We start from the raw sequence: 12,549 nt of genomic DNA on the forward strand, positions 1-12,549 counted from the left end.
GACAATGCAACCCCCACTACCCACCCTCGGGCAATTGGGTAAATCCATGGCGCTGGCCCTGAGTGGCGCCGCCGTGTTACTGGTAACCGCGGTATTACCGGCCGAATACGGCATCGATCCGCTAGGCACCGGTAAATTAATGGGGCTGACCCAACTGGGTACTGAAGCCGCCGCGGAAAGCGTGGAATTGGTCCCTGCTGCCACCCCTGCCAATGCCACCAGCGCCGCCCCGGTAGTCGCTCTCAGCAACGCTTTCCAAAGTGAGCAGCGCAGTATTGTGCTCGAACCGTTTGACGGCATTGAGATGAAAGCCCTGATGACCAGCGGCGACCACATTGTCTTCAACTGGAGCAGCGACAGTCCGGTCTACTCGGACATGCACGGCGAGAGACACAACGCCGGCGACGAGTTCACCAGCTACTGGAAAGAGAAACAACAGAGCCAGGCCACCGGGGCCTTTACCGCGCCCTTTGACGGCACCCACGGCTGGTACTGGCAGAACATGGGGGAAGAACCCATCACCGTCAAGCTGGTGGTGAGCGGTACCTTTGCCAAGCTCTACACTCCCTGAGTGACGGCGCTGCCAGCACCACAGGATCTGCCGCCGCGACCGATTATTTGGCAATAACTGTCAACGGAACGGCGGCAATTGGCAACTTCATCGGCCCCCGGGGCTTTAAGCTTGAGACACCAAACCAACTTCGCCATGCACTTTGACCACAGGAATTGACTCATGAAAATACGCACCCGCCTTCTCACCGCTGCCGCCGCCTTTGGCGTCCTGCTGGCCGGCCAGGCCCAGGCCCACGGCATCTGGTTTGCCCAGCGCGCCACGCAAACCGCCCTGATTTACGGCGTTGGCGCCGACGACCTCGACACGGTCAAGCGCCTGCCGCTGATCCAGAGTGCCGCCGGTTACGATGCCAACCTGCAGCCGGTCGAGACCGAACTGTTCGCCGCGGGTCCGCTGCTACTGGCGGTCAGTGACGAGCAGCCGCCGCTGTTGACCGCTGTGATGGACAACGGCATCTGGTCCAAGACCGCCGACGGTAAATGGCACAAGAAAGGCAAGGATGAAGTGCCTGACGCCATCATCGCCGAGCACACCATGAAGTACGCAGTGCATGTGCGCGGCAAACTCAACCAGCCCCTCACCACCCTGCCAAACCAGACCCTGCAGGTGCTGCCAGTCGGCGATAAAATGCCGGAAATGATGGGCGACAAAATGAAGCTGCAAGTACTGTTCGAAGGCAAGCCGGTGAAGGGCGTAGAAGTGAAACGGGACTTCGTCAACGACCCCGACCAGAAGCCGCAAAAGACCGACAAGAACGGCATGGTGACCATCAAGGTGCGCAACCAGGGCCTGAACGTGATCGCCGCGATCTTCAAGGGCCCAGCCGATGACCCGGTCAAGGTTAACTCGGTGGAGCACCTGGCCACCCTGTCGTTTGTGCTTGAGCACCTGCCGGAATAAATCCCGACACACTGCCGAGCCAGCGGCGACAGGGAGGAGCCCGAGAGCTCCTGCCGGGGGGTGCCTGCACTATCCGTGATTTGTGCAGGCTCCGAAAATCACCGGTACCTGAATGATATCTAGCCCTGGTCCAGGGCACTAGCGAGTTCTATCCAGTGTGAGAGTCAGCTCTCGCTAAATCAGCGTAGCGCTCAAGCGAACAGCCTCTAAAGCGCCAGGCTCTCGGCCCTCCAGCCGCCACCAGATCACATCACGGTATGATCTATTCCAATGAATCGACCCCGTGGATAAATAAATTCGCAATGCGATTGGTAATCACGTCGACATCGGGCTTGACGCCCAGCAAGCGATGGTGAGTCTGCATCAGAAAACTCAAGCCTAACGCAGCGATCACAACGAACTCCGAAGCCTCTTTATTGTTTTTCAAACCAAAGCTCAAGTTTGCCGCCTCGCCAAACTGCTCAATCATTGGGTAGACATCGCGCTTGTAAATTTCTTTAGCCGTTTTATCATCAGAAAATAATGCCGTACTCAGCAGTGGCCCTATGGTTTCCATGTACTGATAGATTTCTTTATGGGCCTGGGCGCCTATCGCTTCTTTAGAGCTCTCATCGGTTGCTTTGGAAAATGCCTCCCCTTGGGACATCTGCATGGCCGCCAACCTGCCTAGCGGTTCGACAATGGCCGCATCGAAGATTTCCTGCTTGGTCTTGAAATATAAAAACAAGGTCGCCTCATTGACACCAGCCTCCTTGGCCAGGTCTCTAGTACGGGTGCCATTCAAGCCCAGCTTGACAAAGACTTTCTGCGCGGCCTGGATAATTTGCTTTTTACGCTTCTCTGCCGATAGTCGCAGGCGTTTTTTCTTCGGCGCTGCGGGCTTAGTTTCCGCGCTAGCAGATTTTTTATTGACCAAAATTACAACCCTTATCTCAATGTCATCATTGTCAGTCGCGCATCTCAGCGTAAGCTTGAGGCGAATTACCCGCCCGGCAAAAGCGCTCTCGAAGCCGCCATTTACAGTGCCGCGGAGGACTTCTGCGGCCCCCCGACAGAGCAAACCTGCAGGTATGCCCTGCAGAACCGCTCAAGTGAGGTAAAACCCAAACTGAAGCTGCCAGGGTACGGCTGCACGGCAGACTGCCAATGGTACTACGTATAGCAATAATAGGCACTAAATATCGAATTTATCAAATTATTGAAACACCCCCCTAACCTCTGCCTGCAACCAAAATTCAAGTGTAACTCCCTGTTTTTATTAGTAAATTACCAATAAAGATAACAGTAAATACTTGCATGACAATATCCTTACTATGTGAATACTTAGTTATTGACAGGGGCGGTGGAGCTGCGTAGCATACAGGTCATTACTCTAACTCCACTAGGAAGTAAGCCATGCCCTGTCCTTTTACTAATCCTGCCAATTTGATCAACCCGCAAGCCATGTTCAAATCGCTGCGCGATGAGCGTCCGGTATATTTTGACGATACAATCGGCGCTTATATTGTGAGTCGCCACGAGGACGTCAATGCAGTATTTAAACAACCGAACCTCTACTCCAGCGCTTTGGCACTGTTCGCTTCCTATAACTACGAAGACGTGGTAAATGGAATCCTGAACGAAAAGGCTTACGGTGCCTTTCAGTCTATTTTGCCGATGACCGATCCACCGGAGCACACCCGTATTCGCAGCGCCCTGAACCTGGCGTTTTCATCAAAACGGGTTGCTCAGTTCCAGGTCTACATAGAAGAAGTTATCGACGAGCTCATCACTGCTTTTATTGATGATGGCGAGTTCGAGGTAATGTCACAGCTGGCGGTGCCACTGCCTGTCAGTATTATTGCCCATCTGCTATCAGTACCCCGCGAACGCAGTGCCGACATAAAACGCTGGACCCAGTCGTACACCGCTTGTGCTGGCAACCGTATAAGCAGTGAAGGTGAAGCCATCAAAGTCGGTAATGACCTGGCAGAAATGCAGCAATACATCATCGGGCACATAAACGAGCGTCGCGATTCCGACCAGGACGACGTGTTGACCGACATTATCAAGGCAGAAGTTGACGGCAAGCGATTAACAGATCCTGAAATCCTGGCGGTCGCAGCGGCATTTCTGGTGGCTGGACACGAAACTGGCAGCGTTGTGATTACCTCCATTATAAAAACCCTGGCAGAAGACCCCGGTCTGGTGGAGTTTTTGCGCGCTGCAGACGACCGCGCCTACAAAGTCTTTATCGAGGAAATCCTGCGCAAGAACCCGCCAGTGCGCATGCTACCCCGGGTTACCACCCAAGACACCGAACTGCGCAGCGTTGCCATTCCCGCCGGCAGCCAGGTGTTAATTATGATGGGGGCAGCCAACGAAGACGAAGCCGTGTTCGGCGACAATGCCGGCGAATTGCAAGCAGACCGAAGAAACGCCAACCGTCACCTGTCGTTTGGTGCCGGGCCCCATATATGCATTGGCAATATGCTGGCACGGACTGAATTAAAATCATTGCTTGAAGCCATCGTCAGCCGCATGGATAACATCAAACTGGTTAATCCGGACATTCCCATGAGCGATTACTCACCCGTTGTCCTTGACCTGAATTTACACTTGCATAAACTGCAGGTAAGTTTTGACAAGCGCAGCGCTTAAACGCCTACACATCACCAAGCCAAACCAAGCAAAGCCATCAGTTCACGCTGATGGCTTTTTTATTGCCTGCAGACAATAGCCTGCTCTTGGCAATACCAATTCAATGCCTTCACCGGAAGATCCAGGCCTGCTCCAGACATAACGCCTGCCCCCGATTTAAAGCCTGCTTACCCCTGCGGCGCCAGACTCAAGGGTGCCTTTAATAATTGATCCGAGCTTCCGCGCAAGCTGAACGGTGCCGTAGCAAAGCCCTTGTGCAAGTAAAGGCTCTAGCGCCTGTTTCAAGGCAGATGATTCTTCGATATTGTGAGAATTACAGAATCGAATTTACTGCGGCACCAGCTATAAAATACCAGGCCAGCTGCCATCAAGAAAAGGGACCACTGCAAGCCATAAAAAAAGCCTTTGCCATAAACTGCGGTGCAGTCGCCGGCAAAGGCCTAATCAAATTGCCCCCCCAGGGGGGTAATCGTTCCGAGCGACAACAGCCGCCCTGTCACCACTGATTAAAAGCTGTACTTCGCGGTCAAACCGTAATGGCGTGGTGCGCCTTCCAGACCCAGCTTGGTGCCACCACCAAACGCGGACAAACCAGAGCGAATAAAGTATTCATCAGTAATATTGTTGGCCCATAGTGCCAGCTCCCAGCTTTCGTCAGCCGAAAGGAAAGATACGCGAGTATTAACCACGGTATAACCGTCGTCGTCCAGGCCGCCGGTTCCAATGACATTGTCAATCGTGTGATAGTAACCACTGTTGTAATTCACATTGGCGCTAAAGATCAGCGAGCCGTGATCACTCAGCTCAACCAGATACTGGCCCCCGAGTACCGCGATCAATTCCGCTGACCCCACCATGACGTTGCCGCCTGCATCAATCGCGGGAATTTTAGCAGCGGGATTTGCCGGCACCACAAAGTCCTTGTACTCGTTATCGAACAGCAGGGTCATGCCCGCTTGCACGGTAAAGCTATCGGTCACCAGAGCATCGAGCCCCACTTCAAATCCACTTACATCAGCCTCATCTCCGGACACGATAAACACCGCACCGCCGGTATCGGGCGAACCTACCGTCTGCGCTTGAATTTGGGTGAAATCATACATAAACAGGGCAGCATTGAGCCGCACACTGCCACTTGCCAGTGTTGACTTGACGCCAATCTCGTAGGACGTCAACTCCTCAGCGTCATAGGGACCGGCCGAAACGTTGGCCGTAACCAGGCCACCGCTTTTAAAGCCTGTAGCGATGCTGCCGTACAACAAACCCCAATCAGTGTTGTAATCCAATACTGCGCGATAGGTCAGGGCATCGTCCTTGACATCTTGCTTGATACCGATACCCGATGGATCAATAAAATCGACAACTGGCGTTGCTTCGAAAATCTCGTCAGTATAGCGAGCACCCAAAGTCAGCGTCAGAGCATCCGTCAACGGGTAGTAGAGCTCTGCAAACAACGATTTAGCTTCAACCGACCAATCAACACGTGAACTTACCGGTGCAATAGGGCCAGTGGGCAAAAATTGAATGCCGACCAAATCTTCGTAGTCATTGCTCTCTTCCTGAAAGTAAGACATGCCAATCATCCAGTCCAGCCCTTCACCATCGACCACAGTCAACTGGAATTCCTGACTAAAGTCTTCTGAATTGGTCACACCTTCAAAACCGGCCAGCGGAATATTGGCCTCAAACAATTCAGTACTGGCATTTGACTTGACGCTGTTGGCCGCCGTCAGGGACATGAATTCCATGGTATCCAGTTCATAAGAGACTTTTAAGCTTGCACCGCCACTGGAATTGTAAGTGCGATCCGCATGGCCATAGGTTTCATGATCCCTGGTGCTGAACTGAAACGCAGCGGGCGGTACCAATCCACCGGTAAAAGCGGACATGGTAAAAGAAGCAGTAACCGGATCCAATTGCCTTAACCCTGAGGCGGCAGACCCGTCGTATTCGCTCTTATAGGCCGACACGATAAACTGTAATTCATCAGTGGGCTCATAGGTCAGCTTGCCATTGATGTAGTAGGAGTTCAGGTTATCCAGGTCGTCGCCTTTGACCTGGTCAAAATCAGACACGTCCAGGTTAGACGACGCCAGGTTCTTAGTAAAACCATCGCGCTTGGCAATGTAACCTGACATATTTGCAGCAACGCTCTCGGACATACCGCCGGAGACGAAAAAGCTGGCTCGTTTGTTGCCGTAATCCCCTACCGTCGCACTTACTTTACCCTCCAGTTCATCACCCGGGTTGGCGACTCGGGTACTGATCTTTACCGTCCCCCCGGTGGCGTTGCGACCGTATAAGGTTGCCTGTGGCCCTTTCAGGATTTCTACCTGGGCAATATTGTCCAGTTCCAATGCGGAAGAGCTGAGGCGCGGCAAATAGACCCCATCCATGTAGACGGCAACACTACTATTGGTCGACCCTGACTGGATAAACGAGCCGACACCACGAATAAATGGAAATACAAAGTTATTGCTGTCGTTGACCACAATACCGCTGTCGATCATTGCAATGTCTTTGAAACTGCTAACCCCGGCGGTTTCAAGCTGCTCCTGGGAGGCGGCAACCACAGCGATGGGCACATCCTGGATACTCTCCGCGCGCCTCTGCGCGGTCACCACAACTTCCTCCAATGTTGCAGTTTGCCCAGCGGCCAGAGTGTCTCCAGCGGTCAAGGCAAGAGCAGCAGCAATAGACGCCGATAAATACGAATTTTGGTAAAAAGATTTCATAGTGAGCCCTGCTTGTTATTTATGTTTTCTATTCTGCCAAACAAATATTCACTACTGAATCGCAGAATATTTTACAAACTCTACTATCGGATAAAACCTGATCCGTGTCAATTAATAAATAAACACTTACATATGAAAAGATGTTAAAAGCCACAGATCAGGGTTAGAATTCCGTGTGTACCAATGTGACCTACGCACGTATGCTCGTTGATTAAACCGGGCGATTATTAGAGATACCCTTCATTAAACTCGACGATACAGAATAATCCGGATTTCCATGCCTAGACTCTATAGCCTCGCCGCCGTTGATACCGACTTTTTCGATTCAGCTCGCTTTCAAATCACACACCAGCTCGACATAAATTGCTCAGCCACGAGAATGATGTCGGCACTGCGGGACGCACAACAGTGGGTAGCCTGGGCGAGCCCGATGGTGTCGGCCGACTGGACATCTGCAGCGGGAGGAAAAGATGCCACACGGGATGTTTACCTGAGGGGTGGCATCTTGTTTAAAGAGCGTTTTTTTCACTGGCAAGACGCCCAGCGGGTCAGCTTTTGTGTAGACCAGGCCAACGTGCCCGGCCTGGTCAGATTCGCTGAGGACCACAAGATCATCACTATTGGCAACAATCGTGTGCGACTGCATTTCACTCTGGCGTTTGAAACCGGCAGAGGCGCCCGCCTGCTAGCACCATTAGTCTACGGGCTTTTAAAACGGATTGTGCCCCGCATGCTGGAACGCTACAAGAAGTTGCTGGAATCCCCTGCTTAACCCTAGCCCTGCCCCTAGCTCGCTGCCGCCGATAGCGGCTGACACTCTTCGCCAGCCTGGCGTTTAATCGCCTTGATTAACAAATAGGTAGTTAGAAAGAACCAGGTACCCCAGGCCGCCAGGGGTATATAGATACCAAACAAGCCATTCCAGGCAAAAGGACCGGATTTAAAAAAGATAATGAGGCCGCCAGGCATCAACAGAAAATCGATAAACAGAAACAGGTAGCAGGCCCAGCGGGGAAATAAAGGCGTATCACTTTTATCCGCAAAGCCAATGATCGCCATGCATAAAGGTATAAGCAGGAAGGGTGATGTCATTGCCACAAACGGAGTCCAGGCGAGGTCATTCAAAAGCTGTATTAAATCCGGGTGTCTATCCAGCCTGAAAGCAGCGGTCGCCCAGAACAGCGTGGGGAATGTCAACGTAATCACATTGCCGGCACTGGCCATTAACTGGGTGTAAGTCCAAACGGGAAAGCGGCCTTCAACCCGCCGCATCTGTACCGTCAAAACACCTGCAAACGGCAAGTATAAGGCCGACCCCCACATAAATAACAACAAACCAAAGCGAATCCTGTGGGGGTCACTTTGATAAAATGCAGCGATTTCCTCGCCCCCTGCGCCGGGCGAATGCGGAGGTAAAAAGCCACCCACAAACACCCAGCCAACACCGAGCAAAACAGCAAACGCAGGGCCACACCAGGCGGCAACCAACTGGCTTCTTACATTCATACTGGCAATCCTTTCAGTGGTAGATCGCTATTTAAAATCGCGCGCCGACAATACACGGCCATTAGCAAAAACCAGAGGGTGAACAGTGTCAGCGGGATCCACCAGACAAAAAGACCGTTCCAGGCGAAGGGCCCGGTCTTCATAAAGAAAGCGAGCAGTGCCGAGAAAAACGAGACCAGTATCCATAATTGAAAATAGCCAAACCAGCGAGGAAACAACGGCTGATCACTATTATCCTGGAAGATAGCCACTGCCAGGGCGGCATACTGGATAATAAAAGGGCCTATCCCGGTAATGAAAATCAACCAGCCCAGATCCACAATCAGCTGGATAATTTGCGGATCCCGGCCCTCCCGAAAGGCCGCTACGGCCCACATGTAGCCCGGTATAAAAAACGTAATGGACGCTAACACCGCACAAGTAATTATTGTCCAGGACAAAAAGCGGGATTCGCCCTGCGTCTTTTGCACCAGCTCGGCAATCATGACCGACCAGGGCAGGTATAATGCGGCAACCAGGGTAATGATCAATGCGCACACGCGCAGTGGCACGGAGCGCTCACTGAACAGCGCGGCGACTTGCTCGGCAGTCAGCGTCGGCGACATGGGTGGCACCCACTGGGCAAAGAACACAAATGCAATTAAAAACAGACCGACAAAGGCTGCGCCACTCCAGATACCGTACATGCTTAATGTTTTATTCATAGTGTGGGTACTCAACACAGAAGATTGCAAGTGGCCGTTACCCAGCCGCAAGGGCCTGGCGCTGCGCGGCCTTGATCAGCAAGTAAGCCATGACAACGAACCAGGCAGCGAATGCAATCAGGGGTAGCCAAATGCCAATTAAACCATCCCAGGCAAACGGCCCGGTTTTGAAGAATATCACCAGGCCACCAGGCAGAATTAATAAATCAGCCCAAAGATTGAAATAGCAGGCCCAGCGGGGAAAGGTAGGCTGCTGACTTTTGTCGCCAAAGCCCACTATCGCAATGCAGATGGGTATGACTAAAAAGGGCACGGTCATACCGACAAATGGCAACCAGGCCAAATCACTCAGTAGCTGTATAAGTTCTGGGCTTCGGTCCAGGCGAAACGCGGTTGCAGCCCAAAACAGCACCGGAAAGGCGAGGGTCAAGAGAGTACCAGCGGCCGCCATAAGGTGCGTATACGCCCATACCGGCGCTGGCCCCTCAATACGAGCGAGCTGTACATAAATCACCGCACTGAAGGGTAAAAATGCCGCCGTGCCCCACATGCTGAGCAATATGCCAAGGCGAATACCCATAGGGTTAGCCTGATAAAAACTGGCAACCTCAACACCACCAAGCTCGGGCGATAGCGGCGGGAAAAAGCCGGCAGTCACTATCCAGCCCAACCCAAACAACAGCATAAATAACGGGCCGCACCAGGCAGCGATGATCTGACTTCGGGTATTCATTACTAAACCTCTGTTACTCTTGGTTTATAAGCGTTTCATTTGGTTTAAGCTTGCTACTATTTACGAGTAACCACCTTGAATAAGCAGCTATCTATCTATATGAGCAACCAACTACATAGGTAATCCGCTATACAAGATATATGCACTTACAATTATAAGTAATCACTTACTAAAAGTGGAATATTAGCGCTTTTCAAGCCCACATACAACAGTGAAATAATCCTCGCCTGCCCCGCACCCGTTTTCAACCTCTGGCCGTCATATGCATGGCAAATATACCCCTCCGCCCGCCCCTGCAAGACTTTATCCTTGAATATCCTACGGGAAAGGCATAATATATCCTTTATAAGTAAGCACTTATTAAAAGTTGGTCGCCGGAGTCTGTCAGGCCGGTGCCTGACAACCTGATTTCCACACTGATTATTACCAAGCCAGGACTGAGACAAATGACAATAAAGTTTGCATCTACGCCCGATGAAATGACCCCCGAGTGGTTTACCTCACTTTTGCAAAATGCCGGATTGTTGGGTAGCGGCCACGTCGAAAACGTGAGTCTGGTGCCGTTTGGTGGTGGCGTCATGACCAATATGGTTCGTGCCAGCCTGAGCTATTCCGGTACCACCGACGCTCCCGCCAGCATGCTGGTGAAATACCCATCCAGCGATGAAGGCAACCTCCTAATCGCCCAGGTCACTGGCCTGTATGAGTTTGAAGTGCGCTTTTACCAGGATATCGCCCCCAAACTGACTGACGCCAGTATTCCTAAAGCCTATTTGGCGCAGATAGACGAAAAGAGTGGCCGCTTCAACCTGGCATTGGAAGACCTCAGTGGCATTACCCAGGCTGGTGAGAAATCTCCTCCCAGTGCAGACCAGTGCATCGCCGTGTTTCGTGAACTCGCCGGCTTTCAGGCCGCATTCTGGAACTCGCCGGTATTAGCCGAGTTCAACTGGCTCGCCCCCCAACGCACCCAACAATATTTTGATGCCTTCCCCGCTGCCCTGGAGCCCTTTCTCAATCGCTATGCCACGGGCCTGAGCGCCGAGCAGATCGAGCTTTTCAAGACAGTGATGCCTAACGCCGGCAAATGGGTACGCTCCTGGCAAGCACCAACCGCGCTCCAGCATGGCGAGTTTCGCAGTGCGAACGTGCTATTTGGTACTAGCGCAGATGCGCCGCCGGTAACACTGATCGATTTTCAAACCGTTCGCGTTGGCCCACCGGGGGTCGACCTGGCCTACTTTATGGCCTGCTCCCTGCCAACAGAAGAGCGCAGAAAGATCGAACGCGATGTCATCACGGCTTACCACCAGGAGCTTGTTAAAGCAGGTGTTAAGGACTTCGACTGGGATGCCTGCTGGAAATCCTACTGCGAAGGCGCCCTGTACGGCGTCATCTTCTACGGCGGTGTAGCAGCACAAGTTGAATCAAATGAGCACAACGACAAGTTGCTCGCGGACCTGATTCAAAAGCTGGCCAACATGGCGCTCGACCTCGACTCGATCAAAATAGCCGGCTTAGGCTAAATCAACCCACTCTGATAGTGAATTCAAGCAATAACATCATCATAAACAGGAACTCAATATGGCTTATCCAGGCACAGAAATTAAACCGGACGACAGATCGGGCTGGGTTGATGAACCCAACCTGAGAGACGAGTACTTCCACCGTTTCAGCGACGACCCCTACTGGAGCGAAAACACGCTGCTGAGCTTCAACGTACCCGAGCGCAACCTGTGTGGCTTTATCTATGTCTACTGGCGCCCCAATATGAACCTGGCCGTTGCCGGCCCATGTATTTGGGATCACACCGGCGAAGACGTGTACAACTGCCTGTACTACGGCTGGGATCAACACCTGGCGATTCCCCCCGGCTCTGAGATGTACGATTTTGCCCTGTCGAACTCCCTAACCTGCAAAATGGTCAAGCCCTGGGAGGAGTACCACTTCACCTACGACCGCAATGGCTTCAAGTTCGACCTGGTGTGGACCGCCTTTACCAAAGAGCCGCACTACATGAAGTTGTCCAAGAGCGGTGAAGAGGACCCGGGCATTAAAAACTGGGTCAAAAAAGAAAGTGACTTTCCGGTCGGCCACTACGAGCAATCCGGTCAGTTCAACGGCTGGATCGAGCTTAACGGCGAGCGCATTGCCATCAGCAGTGGCGCCCTGCGCGACCGCGGCTGGGGACCCCGCCATGCCGACGTATCTGACCCATTGCGAGCTGGCTGGCCCTACGCTTTTGCCTCGGAAAAAAGCTCCTGGCACCTGTACGATCCGCAGACTGAACTCAGCTTCGCCGACGATCCTATCGAAGGTACCACCGAAACGGTCACCACCGGCTTTTATGTTCGCGATGGCATCAAGTCCCGCGTAGTCTCCGGCACCCGCAAGGCTGTGCGCGGCCGCGATGGACGAGTTCTGACCCAGGAAATTCGCGCTGTCGACGAACTCGGCCGGGAGCTACACGCCAAGGGTAAAACATTAAACTGGTTAAAATGGCCCATCAACAGCGACATCATCAACTGGTGGTCGCTGGTACGATGGGAATACGACGGCCAGGTCGTCTACGGTGAAGACCAGGATTTCATGAACTTCAAGCACTACCGCAGATACTGGGAGAAGTTAATTGCCAAGGACCCCGGCTTGCTGCACTGCTTTCCAGACGATCCTGACTACCCTCCTTACCGAAAGTAAACTCAACCACGGCACAATTGTGAGTTGTGCCGTGCCCCCAGACCATCTTCCAAGTCTGCG

At 52.6% G+C, this 12,549-nt stretch carries 11 protein-coding genes; 6 read left to right on the forward strand and 5 right to left on the reverse strand.

Features of this window, described 5'->3' with window-relative positions; genetic code table 11:
- Positions 1-4 precede the first annotated feature (4 nt).
- Entirely contained in the window at positions 5-571 is a 567-nt protein-coding gene (locus G8764_RS11080; protein WP_207951821.1) for a hypothetical protein, read from the forward strand.
- A 162-nt stretch (positions 572-733) separates the two neighbouring features.
- Positions 734-1,474, forward strand: a complete 741-nt coding sequence (locus G8764_RS11085; protein WP_166164697.1) for a DUF4198 domain-containing protein — start codon at positions 734-736, stop codon at positions 1,472-1,474.
- Positions 1,475-1,736: 262 nt separating this feature from the next.
- Here the strand turns inward: G8764_RS11085 and G8764_RS11090 are convergent, their stop codons facing one another.
- Entirely contained in the window at positions 1,737-2,390 is a 654-nt protein-coding gene (locus G8764_RS11090; RefSeq protein WP_166164698.1) for a TetR/AcrR family transcriptional regulator, read from the reverse strand.
- Between the two features lie 479 nt (positions 2,391-2,869).
- Here G8764_RS11090 and G8764_RS11095 point away from each other — a divergent pair, with 479 nt between their 5' ends.
- Positions 2,870-4,114 (forward strand): cytochrome P450, encoded by a 1,245-nt coding sequence (locus G8764_RS11095; protein WP_166164699.1) that lies wholly within the window; start codon positions 2,870-2,872, stop codon positions 4,112-4,114.
- 506 nt (positions 4,115-4,620) lie between these two features.
- On the opposite strand, the gene G8764_RS11100 is transcribed toward G8764_RS11095, so the two are convergent.
- Complete coding sequence (locus tag G8764_RS11100; protein ID WP_166164700.1) at positions 4,621-6,735, reverse strand: TonB-dependent receptor domain-containing protein; 2,115 nt, start codon at positions 6,733-6,735, stop codon at positions 4,621-4,623.
- Between the two features lie 391 nt (positions 6,736-7,126).
- Here G8764_RS11100 and G8764_RS11105 point away from each other — a divergent pair, with 391 nt between their 5' ends.
- A complete protein-coding gene (locus G8764_RS11105) occupies positions 7,127-7,621 on the forward strand; it encodes an SRPBCC family protein (RefSeq protein ID WP_166164701.1) in 495 nt (164 codons plus the stop codon).
- 14 nt (positions 7,622-7,635) lie between these two features.
- On the opposite strand, the gene G8764_RS11110 is transcribed toward G8764_RS11105, so the two are convergent.
- Genes G8764_RS11110 through G8764_RS11120 form a run of 3 tightly spaced genes read right to left on the reverse strand, consistent with a single transcriptional unit; the run spans position 7,636 to position 9,744 of the window.
- Positions 7,636-8,337, reverse strand: a complete 702-nt coding sequence (locus G8764_RS11110) for a hypothetical protein (RefSeq protein ID WP_166164702.1) — start codon at positions 8,335-8,337, stop codon at positions 7,636-7,638.
- 14 nt (positions 8,338-8,351) lie between these two features.
- Complete coding sequence (locus G8764_RS11115) at positions 8,352-9,059, reverse strand: hypothetical protein (RefSeq protein ID WP_166164703.1); 708 nt, start codon at positions 9,057-9,059, stop codon at positions 8,352-8,354.
- 37 nt (positions 9,060-9,096) lie between these two features.
- Positions 9,097-9,744, reverse strand: coding sequence for a hypothetical protein (locus G8764_RS11120; protein ID WP_166164704.1), 648 nt, complete (start codon positions 9,742-9,744; stop codon positions 9,097-9,099).
- A 494-nt stretch (positions 9,745-10,238) separates the two neighbouring features.
- On the opposite strand from G8764_RS11120, the gene G8764_RS11125 reads away from it, so the two are divergent.
- Together G8764_RS11125 and G8764_RS11130 are read left to right on the forward strand one after the other, a co-directional pair.
- Positions 10,239-11,318 (forward strand): phosphotransferase, encoded by a 1,080-nt coding sequence (locus tag G8764_RS11125; protein WP_207951822.1) that lies wholly within the window; start codon positions 10,239-10,241, stop codon positions 11,316-11,318.
- 58 nt (positions 11,319-11,376) lie between these two features.
- On the forward strand, positions 11,377-12,489 hold the full coding sequence (locus tag G8764_RS11130; protein WP_207951823.1) for a hypothetical protein: 1,113 nt from the start codon (positions 11,377-11,379) through the stop codon (positions 12,487-12,489).
- Positions 12,490-12,549: the final 60 nt, after the last annotated feature.

It is taken from the genome of Pseudomaricurvus alcaniphilus, assembly GCF_011440395.1.
GTDB classification, from domain to species: domain Bacteria; phylum Pseudomonadota; class Gammaproteobacteria; order Pseudomonadales; family Cellvibrionaceae; genus Pseudomaricurvus; species Pseudomaricurvus alcaniphilus.

Excerpts from the sequence above, each read along its gene's own strand:
- G8764_RS11120 (WP_166164704.1), bottom strand. The coding sequence starts at position 9,744 with ATGCTGTTGTTTGGGTTGGGCTGGATAGTGACTGCCGGCTTTTTCCCG.
- G8764_RS11115 (WP_166164703.1), bottom strand. The coding sequence starts at position 9,059 with ATGAATAAAACATTAAGCATGTACGGTATCTGGAGTGGCGCAGCCTTT.
- G8764_RS11130 (WP_207951823.1), top strand. The coding sequence starts at position 11,377 with ATGGCTTATCCAGGCACAGAAATTAAACCGGACGACAGATCGGGCTGG.
- G8764_RS11105 (WP_166164701.1), top strand. The coding sequence starts at position 7,127 with ATGCCTAGACTCTATAGCCTCGCCGCCGTTGATACCGACTTTTTCGAT.
- G8764_RS11125 (WP_207951822.1), top strand. The coding sequence starts at position 10,239 with ATGACAATAAAGTTTGCATCTACGCCCGATGAAATGACCCCCGAGTGG.
- G8764_RS11080 (WP_207951821.1), top strand. The coding sequence starts at position 5 with ATGCAACCCCCACTACCCACCCTCGGGCAATTGGGTAAATCCATGGCG.
- G8764_RS11095 (WP_166164699.1), top strand. The coding sequence starts at position 2,870 with ATGCCCTGTCCTTTTACTAATCCTGCCAATTTGATCAACCCGCAAGCC.
- G8764_RS11085 (WP_166164697.1), top strand. The coding sequence starts at position 734 with ATGAAAATACGCACCCGCCTTCTCACCGCTGCCGCCGCCTTTGGCGTC.